Consider the following 22,275-nt stretch of genomic DNA (forward strand, 5'->3'; position numbering starts at 1 on the left):
GTGGTCTTTGAAATAAGCAGTGGAATGATTCGCGGCCTGGGCACGGTCGTAGTGTTCGTGGCCTTTGTCGGCCTGACGCTCTGGGTGTTCAACGGCAAGCGCAATCCGGAATTCGCCGAAGCGCGCCTGCTGCCATTCGCCGACGAGCCGCAACCCGACAGTGTCACCCCCCAAGAATCCGCAACAAGGAGTACCCGGCCATGACCACCTTCTGGAGTACGTGGATCTGCGTACTGACCATCGGCAGCCTGATCGGCCTGACCTGGCTGCTGATCGGCACCCGCAAGGGCGAAACCAAGGGCAGCGTCGACCAGACCATGGGCCATAGCTTCGACGGCATCGAGGAGTACGATAATCCGTTGCCGCAGTGGTGGTTCATGCTGTTCGCCGGCACCCTGGTGTTTGCCGTTGGCTACTTGATCCTCTATCCGGGCCTGGGCAACTGGAAAGGCATCCTGCCCGGCTACGACAACGGCTGGACCGGCGCGCACGAATGGGAAAAGGAAATGGCCAGGGCTGATGCGAAGTTCGGGCCGATCTTCGCCAAATTCGCTGCCATGCCGCTGGAAGAAGTAGCCAAGGATCCGCAAGCGTTGAAAATGGGCGGGCGCCTGTTTGCCTCCAACTGCTCGGTCTGCCACGGCTCGGACGCCAAGGGTGCATTCGGCTTCCCCAACCTGACGGACCGTGATTGGCGCTGGGGCGGCAACGCTGACACCATCAAGACCACCATCATGGGTGGGCGCATGGCGGCGATGCCGGCCTGGGGTGAAATCCTCGGTGAAGCCGGCGTGAAAAACGTCGCGGCCTATGTGCGCCATGGATTGGCCGGCCTGCCGCTGGCCGCCGACAGCGGTGCGGATCTGCAAGCCGGACAGCAACTGTTCAGCACCACCTGCGTAGCCTGCCACGGGGCAAACGGCCAGGGCACTGAAGCCATGGGCGCGCCGAATCTGACGCACCCGACCGGTTTTATCTACGGTACAAGCCTGGCGCAGCTGCAACAAACCATCCGCCATGGTCGCCAGGGCCATATGCCAGCGCAAAGCGAACTGCTCGGCAACGACAAGGTTCAATTGCTGGCGGCGTATGTGTACAGCCTGTCGCACGCTGCCGGTACCGAGCGCTTGCAGGCTGACGGCAAAACCGAGTAATCGATGACCGCTCTACTGCCGCATTCTCCGGAATGCGGCAGTTTCCCGCCCCTTTGCGACCCATTGTCGCACCCTCATTCAGTCTTCCTTTCGGTTCACCAGATTCGGGTCTAAGCTTGCTCCAATGCGGACTGGCAAGTACCGGTTCCAGGTCGACCCTAACCGATGTGTTCGATGATTCAGCTCGATGACAGGCCGCAAAGGCTGGTAGATACCGGCTGTCGCGCGAATTGCCATCGGTCATCTGATCGTTGCGATTGAACACACCTCGTTACATGTGACCTGACCCCCTTGCCCATTTAGTCCGACGGGACAATTTGCCGGCGTGCAAATTTGTCCTTACGCGGCGCATGGAAAGGCCGCAGAATCAGCATTTGAAAGCATTGACCCAGGTCATGGCGCGTTGCAATGACCCCCCGCTTTCTACATACTTGCGACCGATTTTTAATCCTAATAAAACACCCAAACCGTGGAACCTTAGAATGAGCACAGCAATCAGTCCGACTGCTTATAACTATAAGGTAGTCCGCCAGTTCGCCATCATGACGGTGGTCTGGGGGATCCTTGGCATGGGGCTCGGTGTCTTCATCGCCTCACAGCTCGTATGGCCGGAATTGAATTTCGGTCTGCCGTGGACGACTTTTGGACGCCTGCGCCCGTTGCACACCAACCTGGTGATTTTCGCCTTCGGTGGATGTGCACTGTTTGCCACTTCTTATTATGTCGTGCAGCGAACCTGCCAAACGCGACTGATTTCCGACAGCCTCGCGGCCTTCACCTTCTGGGGATGGCAAGCGGTGATCGTCGGCGCCATCGTTACCTTGCCGCTGGGTTACACCACCACCAAGGAATACGCTGAGCTGGAATGGCCCCTCGCCATTCTGCTGGCCATCGTCTGGGTCACCTACGCTCTGGTGTTCTTCGGCACCATCGTCAAGCGCAAAACCAAGCACATTTATGTGGGTAACTGGTTCTACGGTGCCTTCATCCTCGTGACCGCGATGCTGCACATCGTCAACCACGCCTCCCTGCCAGTCAGTTTCTTCAAGTCCTATTCCGCCTACGCAGGTGCGACGGACGCGATGATCCAGTGGTGGTACGGCCACAACGCCGTGGGCTTCTTCCTGACCACCGGCTTCCTGGGGATGATGTACTACTTCGTTCCGAAGCAGGCCGAGCGTCCGATCTACTCCTATCGCCTGTCCATCGTGCACTTCTGGGCACTGATCACCCTGTACATCTGGGCCGGTCCGCACCACCTGCACTACACCGCGCTGCCGGACTGGGCCCAATCCCTGGGCATGGCGATGTCGATCATCCTGCTGGCCCCGAGCTGGGGCGGCATGATTAACGGCATGATGACCCTGTCGGGCGCCTGGCATAAGCTGCGCACCGACCCGATCCTGCGCTTCCTGGTCGTGTCCCTGGCGTTCTATGGCATGTCGACCTTCGAAGGCCCGATGATGGCCATCAAGACCGTGAACTCGCTGTCGCACTACACCGACTGGACCATCGGCCACGTACACGCCGGCGCCCTGGGCTGGGTAGCGATGATCTCGATCGGCGCGATCTACCACATGATTCCGAAACTGTTCGGCCGCGCGCAGATGCACAGCACCGGCCTGATCAACACGCACTTCTGGCTCGCGACCATCGGTACCGTTCTGTACATCGCTTCGATGTGGGTCAACGGCATCACCCAGGGTCTGATGTGGCGTGCGATCAACGATGACGGCACCCTCACCTACTCGTTCGTCGAAGCACTGCAAGCCAGCCACCCTGGCTTCATCGTCCGTGCACTGGGCGGTGCGTTCTTCGCCACCGGCATGCTGTTCATGGCCTACAACGTATTCCGTACCGTACGCGCCTCGAACCCGGTTGAAGCCAAAGCCGCCGAACAGATTGCTGTAGTTGGAGCTCACTGATGAAGCATGAAGCAGTCGAGAAGAATATTGGCCTGCTGGCCTTCTTCATGGTTATCGCCGTCAGTATCGGCGGCCTGACCCAGATCGTTCCGCTGTTTTTCCAGGACGTCACCAACAAGCCGGTCGAAGGCATGAAGCCGCGCACCGCCCTTGAACTGGAAGGCCGCGACATTTACATCGCCAACGGTTGTGTCGGCTGCCACTCGCAGATGATCCGCCCGTTCCGCGCTGAAACCGAACGTTACGGCCACTACTCGGTCGCCGGTGAAAGCGTCTGGGACCACCCGTTCCTGTGGGGTTCCAAGCGTACCGGTCCGGACCTGGCCCGTGTCGGCGGTCGTTACTCCGATGACTGGCAACGTGCGCACTTGTACAACCCGCGCAACGTCGTGCCCGAGTCGAAAATGCCGGCCTACCCGTTCCTCGTGGAAAACAAGCTCGACGGCAAAGACACCGCCAGGAAAATGGAAGTCTTGCGCACGCTCGGCGTCCCTTACACCGACGAAGACATCGCCGGCGCCAAGGATGCTGTGAAGGGCAAAACCGAAATGGACGCGCTGGTGGCCTATCTGCAAGGCCTGGGCACCATCATCAAAAGCAAACGGTGATCTAGATGGATATCGGGATGATTCGTGGCCTGGGCACCGTTGTCGTGATGGTGGCCTTCATCGGTCTGGCGTTGTGGGTATTCAGCCCAAAGCGCAAGTCGGAGTTTGAAGACGCGACCTTGCTGCCTTTCGCGGATGATCCCGAAGCCATCAAGCACGTCGAGCAAGCTTCTAGGAGTAACAAAGAATGACTACATTCTGGAGTCTGTATGTCACAGTCCTCAGTCTCGGTACGATCTTTTCCCTGACCTGGCTGCTGCTGTCGACCCGCAAGGGCCAGCGCACCGAGGTGACGGAAGAGACGGTTGGCCACTCCTTCGACGGGATCGAGGAGTACGACAACCCACTGCCGAAATGGTGGTTCATGCTGTTCGTGGGCACCATCGTTTTCGCCCTGGGCTACCTGGTACTGTACCCGGGCCTGGGCAACTGGAAAGGCCTGTTGCCAGGTTACAACTACCTGGATAACGAGAAGCAGACCGCGTTCGCCAACGGCCAGACTGGCTGGACCGGCGTTCACGAGTGGGAAAAGGAAATGGCCAAGTCGGACGCCCGGTTCGGTCCGATTTTCGCCAAGTTCGCTTCCATGCCAATCGAAGAAGTCGCCAAGGACCCGCAAGCCCTGAAGATGGGTGGCCGCCTGTTCGCCTCCAACTGCTCGGTTTGCCACGGTTCCGACGCCAAAGGCGCCTATGGCTTCCCTAACCTGACCGACGCCGATTGGCGCTGGGGCGGCGAGCCGGAAACCATCAAAACCACGATCATGGGCGGCCGTCACGCGGTCATGCCGGCGTGGGCTGAAGTGATCGGTGAACAAGGCGTTGCCGACGTTGCCGCATTCGTGGTGACCAACCTCGATGGCCGCAAGCTGCCGGAAGGCACCAAGGCTGACCCGGTTGCCGGCCAGAAACTGTTCGCGGCCAACTGCGTGGCCTGCCACGGTCCGGAAGGCAAAGGCACCCCGGCAATGGGCGCACCGAACCTGACCCACCCCGCCGCGTTCATCTACGGTTCGAGCTTCGCTCAACTGCAGCAGACCATCCGTTACGGCCGTCAGGGCCAGATGCCTGCGCAAGAGCAACTGCAGGGTAACGACAAGGTTCACCTGCTGGCCGCTTACGTCTACAGCCTGTCTCACGGCGAGAAGGCTGCGGCGGCAGACGCTCAGTAAGGCAAACGCTCGACGCAATGCAAAAGACCCCGTCATTCGACGGGGTCTTTTTTTTGTAACCGCAAGACATGATCCCGATCACACAGCCCCTTTGCCGTGACAGTGGGCTAACGTTGTCACCGATACCTCAAGACCGGGCAGCTATACTTCACCTGTCAATTGACCTGCATCATGTTTTGTTACATTCACTACACCATCTATGAATTTCACCCAACGCGACCAAAGGTCGCACCCTTGGGCCAGAGCGACAGGCGTATCATTGCGCCACTGCAACACCTCTTTTTGACCGCGGCCAGCATGTACTGACCGGGGCATTTTTCCACTGCCGTGGGATGCAATGATGAGCAACCAGATTCCGGTACACGACGTCACACCGCCCAGTAAAAACGCGAACAACAGCGTCGATCTCTACGCCTCTCGAGAAAAAATCTACACCCGTGCCTTCACCGGTCTGTTCCGCAACCTGCGGATGATGGGCGGCGCCTTTTTATTCTTGTTGTATTTCGGCACGGTCTGGTTGAGCTGGGCGGGCCATCAGGCCGTCTGGTGGAATCTGCCGGAGCGAAAATTCTTTATTTTCGGCGCGACCTTCTGGCCGCAGGACTTCATCCTGCTCTCGGGCATTTTGATCATCAGCGCCTTCGGCCTGTTCTTCATTACGGTGTACGCCGGGCGGATCTGGTGCGGCTACACCTGCCCGCAGAGCGTCTGGACCTGGATTTTCATGTGGTGCGAAAAGGTCACCGAAGGCGACCGCAACCAGCGTATCAAGCTCGACAAGGCGCCCATGAGCGCCAACAAGTTTCTGCGTAAATTCAGCAAGCACACCCTGTGGTTGCTGATTGGCTTTGTGACCGGCATGACCTTCGTCGGCTATTTCTCGCCGATTCGTGAGTTGGTTATCGACTTTTTCACCGGCGAAGCCGATGGATGGTCGTATTTCTGGGTCGGATTCTTCACCCTCGCCACCTACGGCAACGCCGGCTGGCTGCGCGAACAGGTGTGCATCTACATGTGCCCGTACGCACGTTTCCAGAGTGTGATGTTCGACAAGGACACGCTGATCGTGTCCTACGACCCGCGTCGTGGCGAAAGCCGTGGCCCGCGCAAGAAAGGCGTCGACTACAAAGCCCAGGGCCTGGGCGACTGCATCGACTGCACCATGTGCGTTCAGGTCTGCCCCACCGGCATCGACATTCGCGACGGCCTGCAGATCGAGTGCATCGGTTGCGCCGCCTGCATCGATGCCTGTGACAGCATCATGGACAAAATGGAGTACCCGCGCGGGCTGATCAGCTACACCACCGAGCACAACCTGTCCGGGCAGAAAACCCATAAACTGCGCCCGCGCCTGATCGGCTATGCCGTGGTGCTGCTGGCGATGATCAGTTTGCTGGTCACTGCGTTTTTCATGCGTTCGCTGGTAGGTTTCGACGTCAGCAAGGACCGCGTGCTGTACCGTGAAAACGCCGAAGGGCGAATCGAAAACGTCTACAGCCTGAAAATCATGAACAAGGATCAGCGCGACCATACCTACGTGCTGGAAGCCGCCGGTCTGCCGGACCTCAAACTGCAAGGCCAGCGCGAAATCAAAGTGGCGGCCGGCGAGATCGTGAGCCAGCCGGCTGAACTGTCCGTGGCACCGGAACACCTGCCGTCGAGCACCAATGAGGTGAAATTCATCCTCAAGGATGCCGATGACAACAGTATCCACGTTGAAGCCAAGAGCCGATTCATCGGCCCACAAAATCGTTGAGAGAAGTGAACATGCCCGCAGCAAACGCCGCAAGCCCTTGGTACAAGCACCTTTGGCCGTGGATCATCATCGGGATTCTGGCTTGCTCGGTGACCCTGACCCTGTCCATGGTGACCATTGCGGTGAATCACCCGGACAACCTGGTCAACGACAACTACTACGAGGCCGGCAAAGGCATCAACCGTTCCCTGGACCGTGAACTGCTCGCCCAGACCCTGCTGATGCGCGCCGCGGTCCACCTGGATGACGTGACCGGCGAAGTCGATCTGCGCTTGAACGGCAATAGCCAGCCGAAGACCGTGGAGCTGAACCTGATCTCGCCGACCCAACCGGAAAAGGACCGCAAGATTGTCCTGACCCGCAGTGAAACCGAACAGGGCCGTTACATCGGTCAATTGAGCGACAAGGTCGAAGGCCGGCGCTTTGTCGAACTGCTCGGCACCCAGGATGACCACACATGGCGTCTGTTCGAAGAAGAACTGGTCAGCCATGACAAGGACCTGCTGCTCGGAGACGAGCCGCTGCAAGGCGCGGAAGACCTGAAAAAATAAACCCACGCTTCGCGCATTGCGAGCAAGCTCGCTCCCACAGTCAATCACTGTTGTATGCAGATTTTGATATCACCAATGATCCCTGTGGGAGCGAGCTTGCTCGCGATGCGGCCCTTCCTGAAGACAAAGATTCAGCGGCGCTAGTGAAAACCTGATGACCACCCCACTCCCCTGCTACCACTGCGCCCTGCCCGTCCCGGCCGGCAGCCGTTTCACCGCGGCGGTTCTCGGGCAAACCCGCGAGTTCTGCTGCCCGGGTTGCCAGGCGGTGGCCGAGGCAATTGTTGCCGGCGGGCTGGAAAACTATTACCAGCATCGCAGCGAAGCGTCGGCCAACCCTGAAGCGCTACCGGTGCAATTGGTGGACGAACTGGCGCTGTACGACCGCGCGGATGTGCAACAACCCTTTGTCCGCCACGAAGGCGAACTCGCCGAAACCACACTGTTGATGGAAGGCATCAGTTGCGCCGCCTGTGGCTGGCTGATCGAGAAACATCTGCGTGCACTGCCCGCCGTGGCCGAAGCGCGCCTGAACCTGTCCAACCATCGCCTGCATGTCCGTTGGGCCGATGCCCAATTGCCGCTGAGCCAGGTGCTCGGCGAGTTGCGCCACATCGGTTACGCCGCCCACCCCTACCAGGCCGACCGCGCCAGCGAACAACTGGCCAGCGAAAACCGCCGGGCCCTGCGTCAATTGGGCGTCGCCGGATTGCTGTGGTTCCAGGCGATGATGGCGACCATGGCCACCTGGCCGGAATTCAACATCGACCTCAGCCCCGAACTGCACACGATCCTGCGCTGGGTCGCGCTGTTCCTCACCACCCCGATCGTGTTCTACAGCTGCGCACCGTTCTTCAAAGGCGCAATGCGCGACCTGCGCACCCGGCACCTGACAATGGACGTTTCTGTGTCGCTGGCCATTGGCAGTGCCTACATCGCCGGAATCTGGACCTCGATCACCGGCGTGGGTGAACTGTATTTCGACGCCGTCGGCATGTTCGCGCTGTTCCTGCTGGCGGGGCGTTATCTGGAACGCCGCGCCCGGGAACGCACGGCCGCCGCCACCGCACAACTGGTCAATTTGCTGCCGGCCTCGTGCCTGCGCCTGAGTACGGACGGTCAGAGCGAACGCATCCTGCTCAGCGAACTGCGCGTCGGCGATCAGGTGCTGGTGCACCCCGGCGCGATTCTCCCGGCCGACGGCAAGATCCTTGAGGGCCAGTCGAGCATCGACGAATCACTGCTCACCGGCGAATACCTGCCACAGGCCAGGACCACGGGCGATGCGGTCACTGCGGGCACCCTGAACGTCGAAGGCGCGTTGACCGTGGAAGTCCAGGCCCTGGGTCAGGACACTCGTCTGTCCGCCATCGTCCGCCTGCTCGATCGCGCCCAGGCTGAAAAGCCAAGACTGGCGGAAATCGCCGACCGTGCGGCGCAATGGTTCCTCCTGCTGTCACTGATCGCCGCCGCTGCCATCGGCCTGCTGTGGTGGGAGCTGGATGCTTCGCGGGCCTTCTGGATTGTCCTGGCGATGCTGGTTGCGACCTGCCCGTGCGCCCTGTCCCTGGCCACGCCGACAGCCCTCACCGCTGCCACCGGCACGTTGCACAAGCTGGGGCTGTTGTTGACGCGCGGCCATGTGCTCGAAGGCCTGAACCAGATCGATACGGTGATTTTCGACAAAACCGGAACCCTCACCGAAGGACGCCTGGCGTTACGCTCGATCCGCCCTCTCGGCGCCCTGGACAGCGATCAATGCCTGAGCCTCGCCGCCGCGCTGGAAAACCGCTCCGAACACCCGATTGCCCGCGCCTTTGGTCGTGCGCCACTGGCCGCCGAAGACGTGCACAGCACCCCCGGCCTCGGCCTCGAAGGACGGGTCGGCGAGCAACGTTTGCGTATTGGCCAACCCGATTTTGTCTGCGAACTCAGTGGCACCGCCCTGCCATCGATGCCGGATGAAGCCGGGCAATGGCTGTTGCTCGGCGATACCCAGGGGCCGCTGGCGTGGCTGGTCCTCGACGACCGCCTGCGTGCCGATGCCCGCGCCCTGCTGGATGCCTGCAAGGCGCGTGGCTGGCACACATTGTTGCTGTCCGGCGACAGCTCGCCGATGGTCGCCAGTGTCGCCGCCGAGCTAGGCATCGACGAAGCCCGCGGCGGATTGCGCCCGGACGACAAGCTGCAAGTCCTGCAACAGCTGCACAAGGAAGGTCGCAAGGTATTGATGCTCGGTGACGGGGTCAACGACGTGCCGGTGCTGGCGGCTGCCGACATCAGCGTGGCCATGGGTTCGGCCACCGATCTGGCGAAAACCAGTGCGGACGCGGTGCTGCTGTCCAATCGTCTCGATGCCCTGGTGCAAGCCTTCAGCCTGGCGCGACGCACCCGTCGGGTAATCATCGAGAACCTGCTGTGGGCCGGGCTGTACAATGGCCTCATGTTGCCGTTCGCCGCCCTCGGCTGGATCACTCCGGTATGGGCCGCGGTCGGTATGTCCATCAGTTCGCTGACCGTGGTGCTGAACGCGCTGCGCCTGACTCGCCTGCCGAGCGCGCCCGCCACCAGTAGCACGCCACAAACCCGCCCGCTACCGGCCTGAGCCGCGCGGGCATGGAGTCCAGATGCCAGCTCTTTACGTGATGATCCCGGCTGCACTGCTGATCGTGGCCATCGCTGTCTACATCTTCTTCTGGGCGGTCGACAGCGGGCAGTACGACGACCTCGACGGCCCGGCCCACAGCATCCTGTTCGACGACCAGGACCCGAACCACACCGCCGCAGTCGACGAGGCCAGCGGCCATCCGGCCAAACCCGACGACAAGGCGCCGCCCCATGCTTGAATTGGCGCCACTGTTGGTCTCGGCGTTGATACTCGGCCTGCTCGGGGGCGGTCATTGCCTGGGCATGTGCGGTGGCCTGATGGGCGCGCTGACCCTGGCGATCCCCAAGGAACAACGCAGCCGCCGCTTTCGCCTGCTGCTGGCCTACAACCTCGGGCGCATTCTCAGCTATGCCACGGCCGGCCTGTTGATCGGCCTGGCGGGCTGGGCGGTGGCCAACAGTCCGGCGGCGATGTTCATGCGGGTGCTCGCCGGTTTGCTGCTGATCGCGATGGGCTTGTACCTCGCTGGCTGGTGGAGCGGCCTGACCCGCATCGAAAGCCTCGGACGCGGCCTGTGGCGGCATATCCAGCCGGTTGCCAACACACTGCTACCGGTGTCGAGCGTGCCCCGTGCGCTGCTCTTGGGTGCGCTCTGGGGCTGGTTGCCGTGCGGCCTGGTCTACAGCACGCTGCTGTGGTCGGCCAGTCAGGGCAATGCGCTGGACAGTGCGTTGCTGATGCTGGCATTCGGGTTGGGCACCTGGCCGGTGCTGCTCGCCACGGGGCTGGCGGCCGAACGGGTGACGGCGCTGTTGCGCAAGCGCAGCGTGCGCATGGCCGGCGGGTTGCTGGTGATGCTGTTCGGCATCTGGACCTTGCCGGGGCCGCATCAGCATTGGCTCATGGGGCACTAGATCGGCGACGCGCCCTTCGCGAGCAGCCTCGCGGCCACCGTTGACCGCCCCCACCGGTGGAAAGCGAGCTTGATCGCGATGAGGCCCGCACTGACAGCACGAATTGCGAACTTTGACGCAAATCAAGATGCCCAATCGACGCAGCCCCTAGACTGGCCGACACTGCCAGCCTATCCGGGGGAACGCCCGCATGATGCTCGACGCCATTCGTTGGGATACCGATTTGATCCGCCGTTATGACCTGGCGGGACCGCGCTATACCTCCTACCCGACCGCCGTGCAATTCAACAGCCAGGTCGGCACGTTCGACCTGTTTCACGCCCTGCGCGACAGCCGCAAGTCTCAGCGCCCGTTGTCGCTGTATGTGCATGTGCCGTTCTGCGCCAACATCTGTTACTACTGCGCCTGCAACAAAGTCATCACCAAGGATCGCGGCCGCGCCCAGCCCTACCTGCAGCGCCTGGAACAGGAAATCCAGTTGATCGCCTGCCACCTCGACCCCGCGCAAAAAGTCGAGCAACTGCACTTTGGTGGCGGTACGCCAACCTTTCTCAGTCACGACGAACTGCGTCAGCTGATGGCTCACCTGCGCAAACATTTCAATCTGCTGGACGACGATTCCGGTGACTACGGTATCGAGATCGACCCCCGCGAGGCCGATTGGTCGACCATGGGGTTGCTCCGGGAGCTGGGTTTCAACCGGGTCAGTATCGGCCTGCAAGACCTCGACCCCGCGGTGCAGCGTGCCGTCAATCGGCTGCAAAGCCTTGAAGAAACCCGCGCCGTGATCGACGCCGCCCGCACCTTGCAGTTTCGCTCAATCAACATCGACCTGATCTACGGCTTGCCAAGACAGACCCCGGACAACTTCGCCCGCACCGTCGAAGAAGTCATCAACCTGCAACCCGATCGTCTTTCGGTGTTCAACTACGCTCACCTGCCGGAACGCTTCATGCCGCAACGGCGGATCAACAGCAACGAGCTGCCGACGCCCGCGCAGAAACTGGAAATGTTGCAGCGCACCATCGAGCAACTGACGGCGGCCGGTTATCGCTACATCGGCATGGACCACTTCGCCCTGCCGGACGACGAACTGGCGATTGCCCAGGAAGAATCGACCCTGCAACGCAACTTCCAGGGCTACACCACCCACGGACATTGCGATTTGATCGGGCTGGGCGTGTCGGCGATCAGCCAGATCGGCGACTTGTACTGCCAGAACAGCAGTGACCTGAATCAGTACCAGAGCGCTTTGGACTCCTCACAGCTGGCCACCAGCCGCGGCCTGTTGTGCAACGCCGATGACCGGCTGCGGCGTGCGGTCATTCAGCAACTGATCTGCAATTTCAGCCTGGAGTTCGCCCAGATCGAACAGGCCTTCAACATCGACTTTCAGGGCTATTTCGGCGAGCTGTGGCCACAGCTGCACAATATGGCCAAGGATGGCCTGATCGAACTCGACAATGAACGAATCACCGTGCTGCCGGCCGGCCGCCTGCTGGTACGCTCGGTGTGCATGGTTTTTGATGCGTACCTGGAACATCACAATCGCCAACGGTTTTCCCGCGTGATCTAAGCCTGGCCGGCAAATCCGCCATACACTGGCCTCCATGTCCTTCAGTGGGTTACCCTTACGTCTTACGCGTGTTTTCCCACAAGGATTGAAGAAATGTCTGAGCCAGTAAAGTTGCGTGCTCATAATCAGGCCCATTGCAAGGATTGCAGCCTGGCCCCTCTGTGTTTGCCACTTTCGCTCAACCTGGAAGACATGGATGCCCTGGATGAAATCGTCAAACGTGGACGCCCGCTGAAAAAAGGCGAGTTTCTGTTCCGCCAGGGTGACACCTTCGACTCCGTTTATGCCGTACGCTCCGGTGCGTTGAAAACGTTCAACCTGAGCGATGTCGGCGAAGAACAGCTCACCGGTTTTCACTTGCCGAGTGAACTGGTTGGCTTGTCGGGCATGGACACCGAGAAACATCCGGTGTCGGCGCAAGCGCTGGAAACCACGTCGGTCTGTGAAATTCCCTTCGAACGTCTCGACGAACTGGCCCTGCAACTGCCGCAGCTGCGCCGTCAGCTGATGCGAGTGATGAGCCGCGAGATTCGCGACGATCAACAGATGATGCTGCTGCTGTCGAAAAAGACCGCTGACGAGCGTATCGCCACATTCCTGGTCAACCTGTCGGCACGTTTTCGCGCCCGTGGATTCTCGGCCAACCAGTTCCGCCTGAGCATGTCCCGCAACGAAATCGGTAACTACCTGGGCCTGGCGGTGGAAACCGTTTCGCGGGTGTTCACGCGCTTCCAGCAGAACGAACTGATCGCCGCCGAAGGCAAGGAAATCCAGATTCTCGATCCGATCCAGCTCTGTGCACTCGCGGGCGGCTCGGTCGAAGGCTGATCTCGATCCGTGGTTGAGCGAACCGTTTCAGCCGCGGGTATACTGCGCCGTTTGCAGCCCTGCCAGGACACCTTGACGATGGCCTTCGACTCCTTCGACATCAAATCCCTCATTCGCCCCGTGATCGACTTCCCCAAGCCGGGGGTGATTTTTCGTGACATCACCCCGCTGTTCCAATCGCCCACGGCCCTGCGCCTGGTGATGGACAGCTTTGCCCATCGCTACGTCGAGGCTGATTTCACCCACATCGGCGCCATGGATGCCCGTGGTTTCCTGATTGGTTCGGTACTGGCCTATCAGTTGAACAAACCGCTGGTGCTGTTCCGCAAGCAAGGCAAGCTGCCCGCCGATGTGCTGGCCGAAGGCTATGCGACCGAATACGGTGAAGCCTTTCTGGAAGTGCACGCTGACAGCCTCTGCGAAGGCGATTCAGTGGTGATGTTCGATGACCTGATCGCCACCGGCGGCACCCTGATTGCAGCGGCTAACCTGATCCGCCGCATGGGCGCGCGGGTGCATGAAGCGGCGGCGATTATTGATTTGCCGGAGCTGGGCGGGTCGCAGCGTCTGCAAGACATGGGAATTGCGACGTTCTGCCTGACGCAGTTTGCGCTGACCGACAGGTAAGCGGCGCCTGCACTGACGCCATCGCTGGCAAGCCAGCTCCCACAGGGTTCTTCGTCTTGCACAAGATGTGTGTACGCGCAGATCTCTGTGGGAGCTGGCTTGCCAGCGATAGCGTCAGTCGTTATACCGCAAGCCTCACAACCCCATCTGCTTGCTGATGATCTCGTTCATCACTTCCCGCGTACCGCCGCCGATCGAAAGAATCCGGTTATCCCGGTACAACCGCTCCACCAGGCTTTCGCGCATGTAACCCATGCCACCCAGAATCTGCACCGCCTCCGAGGTGATGCGATCCGCCGTATCCGTCGCAAAGTTCTTGGCCATGGAAATTTCCTTGATCACGCTCAGCCCAGCAGCCATTTTCGCTGCCTGGCGGTAGGTGAATTCCCGCGACACCTCCAGTGCCGTGGCCATTTCGGCGAGGCGGTGTTTGATCACTTGGAACTTGCCGATGGGCTTGCCAAAGGCCTCACGCTCCCGCGCCCATTTCAGGCTTTCCTCCAGCGCCAGTTGAGCGGTCATGTTGGCCATCAATGCCAGGGCCAGGCGCTCGCTCTGGAAGTTGCCCATGATGCAGGCAAAGCCCATGTTCTCGCTGCCAATCAAATGGCCCACAGGCACCTGGCAATCTTCGAAGAACAGTTCAGCGGTGTCCGACGCCCACCAACCCATTTTCTTCAACTGACGTCCCACGGTGAAACCGGGTGTGCCCTTCTCGATCAATAACAGGCTGATGCCGGCGAAACCCGGCTCACCGGTTCGCACGGCGACAGTATAGAAATCCGCGCGCACGCCGCTGGTAATAAAGGTTTTACTGCCACTGACCCGGTAAAAGTCACCGTCACGCACGGCGCGGGTCTGCAGGTTGGCAACGTCGGAACCGCCGCCGGGTTCGGTGATGGCCAAAGCGCTGATTTTCTCGCCGGACAACACCTGCGGCACAACCCGATCACGGACCTCAGGCCTGGCCCACTTGAGAATCGGCGGCAGGCCGATGTCCAGCGAGCCAAGCCCCGCCACCAGGCCACCCGAGCCACAGCGCATCAACTCTTCGCTGGCGGCGACCTTGGCGAACAGATCGCCTTGGTGGCTGCCACCCAGGCTCTCGGGGTAACCGATGCCGAGAATGCCCGCCGCACCGGCCTTGAGGTAAAGCTCGCGGGGGAAGCTTTCGGCTTCTTCCCACTGGTCGATGTCCGGAAGAATCTCGCGCTCGACGAAACGTCTGACGCTGTCGCGGACCAATTGGTGGCTGGGGTCGAAGTATTCCTGGAAGGCAGGCATCGGCGAACTCCACTGAAGGGTTCAGCGACGTTAACCGAGCGCTTGCTTGGTTTTCAACAGGATTGTGCGTGTGTCAGATAGACCGTGTCGCCCGCATCGCGAGCAAGCTCGCACACATTGGATTTGCGGTGCACACAAAAAACCTGTGGGAGCGAGCCTGCTCGCGATGACGTCAACTCGAACGACACACATTACAAGCTGATCGGCTTACGCCCGGCAAACGAATGCGCCAGCGTTCCGCCATCCACCAGTTCCAACTCGCCGCCCAGTGGAACGCCATGGGCGATACGCGAGGCGATCAGGCCTTTGCTGCTGAGCAATTGGGCGATGTAATGCGCAGTCGCTTCACCTTCCACGGTCGGGTTGGTGGCGAGAATGACTTCGGCAAACGTGCCCGCCTCCTCGATTCGCGCCATCAATTGCGGAATGCCGATGGCTTCCGGCCCCAGCCCGTCGAGTGGCGACAGGTGGCCCTTGAGCACGAAGTAGCGACCGCGAAACCCGGTCTGCTCTACGGCGTAGACATCCATCGGCCCTTCCACCACACAAAGCAGGGTGTCGTCGCGGCGAGTGTCCGCGCATTGCGGGCAAAGGTCATCTTCAGTCAAGGTGCGGCACAAACGGCAATGACCGACACCTTCCATGGCCTGACTCAAGGCCAACGCCAGGCGCGAGCCGCCGCTGCGATCACGTTCGAGCAACTGCAACGCCATGCGCTGGGCGGTTTTCTGACCTACACCAGGCAAAATTCGCAGGGCATCGATCAGTTGGCGAATCAAAGGGCTGAAGCTCATGGGGGAAAAATCCGACAAAACAACGAGACGCGGTTTATACCCGCGCCTCTGATTAGCGTCAAATTGCAGCGTCAGTCTTTTGCGACCCGCACCACCAGTTTGCCGAAGTTACGCCCTTCCAGCAGACCGATGAACGCCTCGGGCGCCTGCTCCAGACCCTCGACCACGTCTTCGCGGAACTTGACCTTGCCGTCGCGCACCCACGGCGCCATGGCACTGACGAATTCCGGCTGACGGTCGCCATAGTCGTCGAACACGATGAAGCCCTGAATTCGCACGCGCTTGGTCAGCAGCGTGCGCTGCAATTGCGGCAAGCGATCCGGGCCGCTCGGCGCCTCGCTGGCGTTGTACGAAGCGATCAGCCCACAGAGCGGAATCCGCGCCTTGGGATTGAGCAGTGGCACGACCGCGTCGAACACCTTGCCGCCGACGTTTTCATAATAGATATCGATGCCTTTGGGGCAGGCCTGGGCCAGCTCATCGGCGAAGTCTGGGCTCTTGTGGTCGATACAGGCGTCGAAGCCCAACGCCTCAACCACGTAGCGGCACTTGTCCGCGCCACCGGCCACGCCCACCACGCGCAAGCCCTTGATCTTGGCCACCTGCCCGACCACCGAGCCGACTGCGCCCGATGCGGCCGCGACCACCAGCGTTTCGCCGGACTTCGGCTGGCCAATGTCCATCAAGACCATGTAAGCGGTCATGCCCGGCATGCCGAGGACCCCCAGGGCCATCGACGGGCTCGGCAGACCCGACGGCACCGGCACAATAGTGCGACCGTCGTTGATGCTATGGCTTTGCCAACCCGTGGCGCCGACCACCAGATCGCCTTCCTGGAACCTGGGATTGAGCGAACGCTCGACCCGGCTGACGGCGCCGCCCGTCATCACCTCGCCGATTTCCACCGGCGCGGCGTACGACGGCGCGTCACTCATGCGCCCGCGCATGTAAGGGTCCAGCGACAGATAAAGGGTCTTGAGCAATACCTCACCCTCAGCCAGTTCGGGCAACGCGACCCGCTCCAGGCGGAAATTCTCGGGCGTCGGCGCACCCACCGGGCGGGAGGCCAGGACGATACGTTGGTTGAGGGTCATGGGGTCGGACATGTCAGCGTCTCCTTGATCGTTGAGTTCGGTGGTATAGGGAGAAGACCTTTGTGGCGGTACTGCGTTCGATGATTCTTCCGTTTTGCCGAGTTGACGCCATCGCGAGCAAGCTCGCTCCCACAGGATTCACCGTCACCCTGTGAGAATGGCGGACTCACCGATAGCACCTCCCGGGAAGCCGGGAACAAAAATGCCAGGCGCGATGCCTGGCATTTTTTTGTAGCTCATCTGACGCCTGAAGGCGAATCAGAACGGCAGTTTCATGCCCGGTGGCAGTTGCATGCCTGCGGTCATGCCGGACATTTTGTCCTGGCTGTTGGCTTCGATCTTGCGCACGGCGTCGTTGACCGCTGCCGCGAACACCGCTTCGAGCATTTCCTTGTCATCTTCGCTCAGGCCTTCGACCAGGCTTGGGTCGATGGTCACGCGCTTGACGTCGTGACGACCGGTCATGACCACGGTGACCATATCGCCACCGGCCTTACCGGTGACTTCGGCATTGGCCAGCTCTTCCTGCATCTTGGCCATTTTTTCCTGCATCTGCTGCGCCTGCTTCATCAGGCCGGCCATGCCACCTTTCATCATGGGAATCACCTCAAAAGTACTTGGATAAAAACAGCGCCCGGCCCTGCTGGCCGAACGCCCTCAGTTATTAGCCCTGACTGACCAGAGCTTCGACAGGTTCAATAGTATCGTTACGGATCACCGCACCGAACTGCTGCATCATTTGCTGGATGAACGGATCGCCATGGATCGACTCCTCGGCCTCGCGCTGGCGGTCGGCACGACGGCGCGACGCAGCCTGGGCCGGGGTTTCCTGCTCGGGCTTGATCAGTTCCATGGTCAGGGTCAGCGTACGCCCGTGGTACTGATTCAACGCATCGTTGAGGCGGCGTTGCTGGGTAGCGTTGAACAAGGCGCTGTGGGCCGGGTCCAGGTGCAACAGCCAATTGTCGCCATCAACGGCGATCAGCGTGCAGTTGGCGGCGATGCTGCCGGTCATGCCGGAGATCGGCAGGTTCGGGAACAGTTCCAGCCATTGCAGGGCCAGTCCCGTGGCCGGCGCGGCGGCAGGCTCGGGCTCCGGTTCGGCGGCAGGCTCGGCGGCGTGCTCGCTGGCCAGTTCGTCGAGGTAGCTGTAGGCGGAGTCCATGTCCGGCTCGATGTAGTCCTCATCCAGCGGCGGCTCGTCGTCCAGGTCCATGCCCGGCGTGGCGGCATCGACCTCGGCCACCGAAGGTTCCGGAATAGGCGCGGCGGCCCACTCCGGCGCGTCCGGCACTGCGCTGTCAGGCGTCGGCAACGGCATCGGAGGCAATTCGGGTTGTTCGCTGGCGGTTTCCAGTACCGGCTCGACCGCTGGCTGCTGAACGACTTCCGGTTCGACCGGATCATTCCACGGCAGGTCGACCACTTCTTCGACCACGACCGCCTCGACCAGCGGTTCGGGCTCAGGCACCGCGACCGGCTCAGGCGACGCTACCGGAGCCACGACAGGTGCGGGCGCCACGGGTGCAACTGCCGCAGCGACTACCGGCGCAACAACGGGCGCGGCAGCCACGGATTTGGCGGAATCAACTGTGGCCTGGCTGATCCCCACTGGCTTTAGCGGTTGCCTCGGGGCATCCGCGGTGTCGGCGGGCCGGAAGGCGAGCATTCGCAGCAACACCATTTCGAAGCCGCCGCGGGGGTCCGGCGCCAGTGGCAAGTCGCGACGGCCGATCAGGCCCATCTGGTAATAGAACTGCACGTCTTCGGCCGGCAGCGCCTGGGCCAGTGCCAGCACGCGGTCCCGATCGCCATGGCCGTTATCGACGCCTTCAGGCAAGGCCTGGGCGATGGCGACACGGTGCAACACGTTGAGAATTTCCGAGAGCACGCCGTTCCAGTCCGGGCCTTGCTCGGCCAAATGCCGAACGGCTTCGAGCAACGCCTTGGCATCGCCTTCGATCAGCGCATGCAGGACGTCATAGACCTGCCCGTGATCGAGTGTCCCGAGCATTGCCCGGACATCGGCGGCCATGACCTTGCCCTCACCGAAGGCAATCGCCTGGTCGGTCAGGCTCATGGCGTCGCGCATCGAACCATCGGCGGCGCGCCCCAGCAACCACAGTGCATCGTCTTCGAACGGCACGTTCTCGACGCCCAGCACGTGGGTCAAATGCTCGACGACGCGCTCCGGGGTCATGTTCTTCAGGGAAAACTGCAGGCACCGGGAGAGAATCGTTGCAGGAAGTTTCTGCGGATCAGTGGTGGCCAGGATGAACTTGACGTAGGGTGGCGGCTCTTCGAGGGTTTTCAACAGCGCATTGAAGGAATGGCTGGAGAGCATGTGCACTTCGTCGATCAGGTAAACCTTGAAGCGTCCGCGGCTTGGAGCGTACTGCACGTTGTCGAGCAGTTCGCGGGTGTCCTCGACCTTGGTGCGACTCGCGGCGTCGATCTCGATCAGGTCGACGAAACGGCCTTCATCGATTTCGCGACACACCGAGCACTCGCCGCAAGGTGTTGAAGTGATACCTGTTTCACAATTCAGGCATTTGGCGATAATTCGCGCGATGGTGGTCTTGCCGACCCCGCGCGTACCGGTGAACAGGTAGGCGTGGTGCAGCCGCTGGCTGTCCAAGGCATTGATCAGAGCCTTGAGCACATGGGTCTGGCCGACCATTTCGCGGAACGAGCGCGGACGCCATTTACGTGCAAGAACCTGATAACTCATCGAAAACCGTCGCAACGAAGGAAGCTGAAGCGGCTAATGCTAGCGGAGCAAGGGCAAAATTGCATCCGGTGCGCTCGTCTAATCTGGCTAAGCTCGATTTTGGGGGCTATTTGTTTCAAAGATCCATTGGAGCGTTTATGCGGCTGGCCTTGGGGGCACTGCTGTTGATCAGCCAGAACGGAGCGGCCGCCGGTGCGCCGTTGCGCTTTGTGGTGCCCGACAGTTGGGCGATGCCGATGGTGCAACTGGAACATGGCCAACCGACCCAGGGCATTCTGTACGACGTGATGCTCAGTCTCGCGACCCAGGTCGGCGTCCCGGCGGAATTTCACGTATTGCCTCGGGCGCGGGTGCAGAGCGCCATGGAGCACGGCGAGGTCGATATCCGCTGCTATGCCGCGCAGTCCTGGTTGCCGAACCAGTCCGGCGACTACATCTGGAGTATCCCGCTCTGGACCCAACCCGACATGCTGATCAGTCGCCCTCCCGGCCCCGCCTCAGTGAGTCCGGAGCATTTATCGCACCAGTCCATCGGCACGGTGCTCGGCTATAGCTATCCGACCCTGCAGCCGCTGTTCGATAGCAGCCAGTTGCACCGCGACGACGCTCGCAATCAGGAACAGGTGCTGCAAAAGCTCCAGGCGGGGCGCAATCGGTACGCCGTCAGCAATCAATGGTCGCTGGAGTGGTTCAATCAGCGCCTGTTGCCGGAGCAGCGACTGCAGAGTGTCGCGGTGCTGCAGGTACAGCACGTAGGCTGCTATGTGCGCAACGATCCCGAGGTGCCGGTGCAACGGATCCTGCGCACCTTGCTGCGGATGAAAATGTCCGGCGAGATCGACGACATCATCGGGCTTTACATTGGCAGCAAGTCCGAAGCCACTCCCTGATCCCGGGCCGTTTCATCCAGGAGCCGCCATTGCGCAGGCGCGACAAAACCCGCGACCCAGTCCGGTATGTCTGCGGGCGGCATCGGCCGGGCAATGAAATAGCCTTGCGCCACTTCGCAGCCCAACTGCAGCAACAACTCACCGTGCTCGACGCTTTCCAGCCCTTCAGCAATCACCTGCCGACCAAACGCCCGCGCCAGGCCAATCACTGCGGACGTGAGGGCCAGGTCGTCGTGGTCATGCAATATGTCGCGCACAAAAGATTTATCGATCTTGATGGTTTGCGTGCGCAGGCGCTTGAGGTAGCTCAGGGATGAATAACCGGTACCGAAATCGCCCAATGAAAACTGCACCCCCATTGCCTGGCAGGCTCGCAGACAGTCACTGACGTGCTGAATGTTCTCGATGGCGACCGACTCGACGATTTCCAGGTCGAGTTTTTGCGGTGCGACCCGTGCGTAGCGCGAAAGCAGGTTTCCGAGCCGCTCGACAAAATCCGCCCGCTGAAAATGCCGCGCGGCGATATTGACGCTTACCGGCCAGTCATGCCCGGCCTGCTGCCAACGATCCAACTGAGACAACACCTGATCCATGACCCATTCACCGATATCAATAATCAGGTCCGTCTCTTCAACCAGCGCCAGAAACTCCTTCGCCGCCACCAGGCCATCCTGCGGATGCTCCCAGCGCAGCAGGGCTTCGAAACCCACGACCTCACCACGGCGCATATTGACCTTGGGCTGAAAATGCAGGCGCAGTTCATCGGCGGCCAGCGCCTGACGCACCCGTTCGACCGTCTGGTGCGTAGCCTTGCCTTCGCGATCCCGTGACACGTCAAACAAATGAAAACGCTTGCGCCCGCTCTGCTTGGCTACGTACATGGCTTGATCGGCGTGGCGTAGCAGGGTTTCAGCGTCTTCGTTGTCGTGGGGGAACAGCGTGACGCCAATGCTGGCGTACACATTGATGTCTTTGCCGTGCACCGAATACGGCACCGAGATCGTCCCCAGCACCCGGTTCAGCGCCGCACGCAGCTCCGCCAGATCGCGCACATAACGCAATATGAGCACGAATTCGTCACCGGCCAGCCGCGCCACCACATCCTCGGCGCGCACGATGTCGCGCAGGCGTCTGGCCACTTCCACCAGCAACAGATCGCCACTGGCATGCCCGTAACTATCGTTGACGGCCTTGAAGCCATCGAGATCGAGCATGCATACCGCCAGCGGGATACTCTCCTGGCACGAGAATTCCAGCGCCTGATCCAGCAGTTCCGAGAGAAACACGCGATTGGGCAGCCCGGTCAGTACATCGTGCCCGACCCGCCATTGGAGGGAATGCAGCAACTGATGCTTCTCACTGATGTCAAAACGTATGGAGACATAACGCTCGACCCGCCCGGTGACGCTGTCGAGCAAGGGCACCATGGAGCTTTCGACCCAATACAGGCTGCCGTCCTTGGCGCGATTGCAGATTACGCCCTTCCAGACGCCTCCCAAGGCGATGGTGCGCCACATTCCGGCAAAAAACTCCGTGGAGTGCATGCCGGAATTGAGCATGCGGTGGTTCTGCCCGAGCAGTTCCTCACGGCTGTAGCCGGAAATGGCGCAGAACTGATCATTGACGTGGGTGATCCGGCCGGAAAGGTCGGTCTCGGAAAAGATAGCGGCGGCATCGACGGCCCTGCGGTATTTCTCATCCATGAGTCAGACTCGCTGTTGCTGGCGGTCGCCTGATTCAAGGGCGCAACACCAACAAGGGTAA

At 60.9% G+C, this 22,275-nt stretch carries 21 protein-coding genes; 15 read left to right on the top strand and 6 right to left on the bottom strand.

Going from position 1 to position 22,275, the window contains the following annotated elements; genetic code table 11:
• The 14 genes from BLV61_RS06955 to BLV61_RS07020 all read left to right on the top strand — a co-directional run bounded on the left by BLV61_RS06955 (nucleotide 1) and on the right by BLV61_RS07020 (nucleotide 13,718).
• The gene (locus tag BLV61_RS06955) at nucleotides 1-204 is read left to right on the top strand and encodes a cbb3-type cytochrome oxidase subunit 3 (protein ID WP_047531411.1); all 204 of its coding nucleotides are present in this window, start codon (nucleotides 1-3) and stop codon (nucleotides 202-204) included.
• Complete coding sequence (ccoP, locus tag BLV61_RS06960) at nucleotides 201-1,154, top strand: cytochrome-c oxidase, cbb3-type subunit III (protein ID WP_047531413.1); 954 nt, start codon at nucleotides 201-203, stop codon at nucleotides 1,152-1,154. The genes BLV61_RS06955 and ccoP (BLV61_RS06960) overlap by 4 nt, the downstream gene beginning before the upstream one ends.
• Before the next feature lie 482 nt (nucleotides 1,155-1,636).
• Nucleotides 1,637-3,079, top strand: a complete 1,443-nt coding sequence (gene ccoN, locus BLV61_RS06965; protein WP_047531416.1) for a cytochrome-c oxidase, cbb3-type subunit I — start codon at nucleotides 1,637-1,639, stop codon at nucleotides 3,077-3,079.
• Nucleotides 3,079-3,687: a cytochrome-c oxidase, cbb3-type subunit II gene (gene ccoO / locus BLV61_RS06970; protein WP_047531418.1), complete on the top strand. Its 609-nt coding sequence runs from the start codon at nucleotides 3,079-3,081 to the stop codon at nucleotides 3,685-3,687. Before ccoN ends, ccoO begins: the two co-directional genes overlap by 1 nt.
• Before the next feature lie 5 nt (nucleotides 3,688-3,692).
• Nucleotides 3,693-3,878, top strand: coding sequence for a CcoQ/FixQ family Cbb3-type cytochrome c oxidase assembly chaperone (locus BLV61_RS06975; RefSeq protein ID WP_003175465.1), 186 nt, complete (start codon nucleotides 3,693-3,695; stop codon nucleotides 3,876-3,878).
• A complete protein-coding gene (gene ccoP / locus BLV61_RS06980; protein ID WP_047531420.1) occupies nucleotides 3,875-4,858 on the top strand; it encodes a cytochrome-c oxidase, cbb3-type subunit III in 984 nt (327 codons plus the stop codon). Before BLV61_RS06975 ends, ccoP (BLV61_RS06980) begins: the two co-directional genes overlap by 4 nt.
• 340 nt (nucleotides 4,859-5,198) lie before the next feature.
• A complete protein-coding gene (gene ccoG, locus BLV61_RS06985) occupies nucleotides 5,199-6,614 on the top strand; it encodes a cytochrome c oxidase accessory protein CcoG (RefSeq protein ID WP_047531422.1) in 1,416 nt (471 codons plus the stop codon).
• An 11-nt stretch (nucleotides 6,615-6,625) separates the two neighbouring features.
• Nucleotides 6,626-7,165, top strand: coding sequence for a FixH family protein (locus BLV61_RS06990; protein ID WP_047531423.1), 540 nt, complete (start codon nucleotides 6,626-6,628; stop codon nucleotides 7,163-7,165).
• Between the two features lie 154 nt (nucleotides 7,166-7,319).
• Entirely contained in the window at nucleotides 7,320-9,770 is a 2,451-nt protein-coding gene (locus BLV61_RS06995) for a heavy metal translocating P-type ATPase (RefSeq protein ID WP_047531425.1), read from the top strand.
• Nucleotides 9,771-9,792: 22 nt separating this feature from the next.
• Nucleotides 9,793-10,011 (top strand): cbb3-type cytochrome oxidase assembly protein CcoS, encoded by a 219-nt coding sequence (ccoS, locus tag BLV61_RS07000; RefSeq protein WP_047531427.1) that lies wholly within the window; start codon nucleotides 9,793-9,795, stop codon nucleotides 10,009-10,011.
• Nucleotides 10,004-10,687 (top strand): sulfite exporter TauE/SafE family protein, encoded by a 684-nt coding sequence (locus BLV61_RS07005; RefSeq protein WP_090463798.1) that lies wholly within the window; start codon nucleotides 10,004-10,006, stop codon nucleotides 10,685-10,687. The genes ccoS and BLV61_RS07005 overlap by 8 nt, the downstream gene beginning before the upstream one ends.
• A gap of 193 nt (nucleotides 10,688-10,880) precedes the next feature.
• Nucleotides 10,881-12,263 carry an oxygen-independent coproporphyrinogen III oxidase gene (gene hemN / locus BLV61_RS07010; RefSeq protein ID WP_047538932.1) on the top strand — a complete coding sequence of 461 codons (1,383 nt, stop codon included), beginning with the start codon at nucleotides 10,881-10,883 and terminating at the stop codon, nucleotides 12,261-12,263.
• Nucleotides 12,264-12,356: 93 nt separating this feature from the next.
• Nucleotides 12,357-13,091, top strand: a complete 735-nt coding sequence (fnr, locus tag BLV61_RS07015; protein ID WP_047531430.1) for a fumarate/nitrate reduction transcriptional regulator Fnr — start codon at nucleotides 12,357-12,359, stop codon at nucleotides 13,089-13,091.
• Nucleotides 13,092-13,169: 78 nt separating this feature from the next.
• The gene (locus tag BLV61_RS07020; RefSeq protein ID WP_047538938.1) at nucleotides 13,170-13,718 is read left to right on the top strand and encodes an adenine phosphoribosyltransferase; all 549 of its coding nucleotides are present in this window, start codon (nucleotides 13,170-13,172) and stop codon (nucleotides 13,716-13,718) included.
• Between the two features lie 135 nt (nucleotides 13,719-13,853).
• Here the strand turns inward: BLV61_RS07020 and BLV61_RS07025 are convergent, their stop codons facing one another.
• From BLV61_RS07025 to dnaX, 5 genes are all read right to left on the bottom strand, one after another.
• Nucleotides 13,854-15,002, bottom strand: coding sequence for an acyl-CoA dehydrogenase family protein (locus tag BLV61_RS07025; RefSeq protein ID WP_090463801.1), 1,149 nt, complete (start codon nucleotides 15,000-15,002; stop codon nucleotides 13,854-13,856).
• A 191-nt stretch (nucleotides 15,003-15,193) separates the two neighbouring features.
• Nucleotides 15,194-15,796, bottom strand: coding sequence for a recombination mediator RecR (gene recR / locus BLV61_RS07030; RefSeq protein ID WP_008050204.1), 603 nt, complete (start codon nucleotides 15,794-15,796; stop codon nucleotides 15,194-15,196).
• A gap of 71 nt (nucleotides 15,797-15,867) precedes the next feature.
• Complete coding sequence (locus tag BLV61_RS07035; protein ID WP_090463803.1) at nucleotides 15,868-16,902, bottom strand: NADP-dependent oxidoreductase; 1,035 nt, start codon at nucleotides 16,900-16,902, stop codon at nucleotides 15,868-15,870.
• Between the two features lie 246 nt (nucleotides 16,903-17,148).
• A complete protein-coding gene (locus BLV61_RS07040; RefSeq protein ID WP_008028561.1) occupies nucleotides 17,149-17,487 on the bottom strand; it encodes a YbaB/EbfC family nucleoid-associated protein in 339 nt (112 codons plus the stop codon).
• Between the two features lie 67 nt (nucleotides 17,488-17,554).
• The gene (gene dnaX, locus BLV61_RS07045; protein ID WP_047531437.1) at nucleotides 17,555-19,621 is read right to left on the bottom strand and encodes a DNA polymerase III subunit gamma/tau; all 2,067 of its coding nucleotides are present in this window, start codon (nucleotides 19,619-19,621) and stop codon (nucleotides 17,555-17,557) included.
• 137 nt (nucleotides 19,622-19,758) lie between these two features.
• Between dnaX and BLV61_RS07050 the strand changes: the two genes are divergently transcribed.
• Nucleotides 19,759-20,511 carry a substrate-binding periplasmic protein gene (locus BLV61_RS07050; RefSeq protein WP_090463806.1) on the top strand — a complete coding sequence of 251 codons (753 nt, stop codon included), beginning with the start codon at nucleotides 19,759-19,761 and terminating at the stop codon, nucleotides 20,509-20,511.
• Here the strand turns inward: BLV61_RS07050 and BLV61_RS07055 are convergent.
• Entirely contained in the window at nucleotides 20,478-22,214 is a 1,737-nt protein-coding gene (locus tag BLV61_RS07055; RefSeq protein ID WP_090463809.1) for a putative bifunctional diguanylate cyclase/phosphodiesterase, read from the bottom strand. The genes BLV61_RS07050 and BLV61_RS07055 overlap by 34 nt on opposite strands.
• Between the last annotated feature and the right edge of the window lie 61 nt (nucleotides 22,215-22,275).

This window comes from Pseudomonas mohnii (assembly GCF_900105115.1).
GTDB classification, from domain to species: domain Bacteria; phylum Pseudomonadota; class Gammaproteobacteria; order Pseudomonadales; family Pseudomonadaceae; genus Aquipseudomonas; species Aquipseudomonas mohnii.

Coding starts and splice junctions, on each gene's coding strand:
- BLV61_RS07005 (WP_090463798.1), top strand. CDS start 10,004: ATGCTTGAATTGGCGCCACTGTTGGTCTCGGCGTTGATACTCGGCCTG.
- ccoG (WP_047531422.1), top strand. CDS start 5,199: ATGAGCAACCAGATTCCGGTACACGACGTCACACCGCCCAGTAAAAAC.
- BLV61_RS07040 (WP_008028561.1), bottom strand. CDS start 17,487: ATGATGAAAGGTGGCATGGCCGGCCTGATGAAGCAGGCGCAGCAGATG.
- ccoN (WP_047531416.1), top strand. CDS start 1,637: ATGAGCACAGCAATCAGTCCGACTGCTTATAACTATAAGGTAGTCCGC.
- BLV61_RS07035 (WP_090463803.1), bottom strand. CDS start 16,902: ATGTCCGACCCCATGACCCTCAACCAACGTATCGTCCTGGCCTCCCGC.
- ccoP (WP_047531420.1), top strand. CDS start 3,875: ATGACTACATTCTGGAGTCTGTATGTCACAGTCCTCAGTCTCGGTACG.
- ccoP (WP_047531413.1), top strand. CDS start 201: ATGACCACCTTCTGGAGTACGTGGATCTGCGTACTGACCATCGGCAGC.
- BLV61_RS07025 (WP_090463801.1), bottom strand. CDS start 15,002: ATGCCTGCCTTCCAGGAATACTTCGACCCCAGCCACCAATTGGTCCGC.
- BLV61_RS06975 (WP_003175465.1), top strand. CDS start 3,693: ATGGATATCGGGATGATTCGTGGCCTGGGCACCGTTGTCGTGATGGTG.
- BLV61_RS06995 (WP_047531425.1), top strand. CDS start 7,320: ATGACCACCCCACTCCCCTGCTACCACTGCGCCCTGCCCGTCCCGGCC.
- fnr (WP_047531430.1), top strand. CDS start 12,357: ATGTCTGAGCCAGTAAAGTTGCGTGCTCATAATCAGGCCCATTGCAAG.
- BLV61_RS06990 (WP_047531423.1), top strand. CDS start 6,626: ATGCCCGCAGCAAACGCCGCAAGCCCTTGGTACAAGCACCTTTGGCCG.
- BLV61_RS07050 (WP_090463806.1), top strand. CDS start 19,759: ATGCGGCTGGCCTTGGGGGCACTGCTGTTGATCAGCCAGAACGGAGCG.
- ccoO (WP_047531418.1), top strand. CDS start 3,079: ATGAAGCATGAAGCAGTCGAGAAGAATATTGGCCTGCTGGCCTTCTTC.
- recR (WP_008050204.1), bottom strand. CDS start 15,796: ATGAGCTTCAGCCCTTTGATTCGCCAACTGATCGATGCCCTGCGAATT.
- hemN (WP_047538932.1), top strand. CDS start 10,881: ATGCTCGACGCCATTCGTTGGGATACCGATTTGATCCGCCGTTATGAC.
- BLV61_RS07020 (WP_047538938.1), top strand. CDS start 13,170: ATGGCCTTCGACTCCTTCGACATCAAATCCCTCATTCGCCCCGTGATC.
- ccoS (WP_047531427.1), top strand. CDS start 9,793: ATGCCAGCTCTTTACGTGATGATCCCGGCTGCACTGCTGATCGTGGCC.
- BLV61_RS07055 (WP_090463809.1), bottom strand. CDS start 22,214: ATGGATGAGAAATACCGCAGGGCCGTCGATGCCGCCGCTATCTTTTCC.
- dnaX (WP_047531437.1), bottom strand. CDS start 19,621: ATGAGTTATCAGGTTCTTGCACGTAAATGGCGTCCGCGCTCGTTCCGC.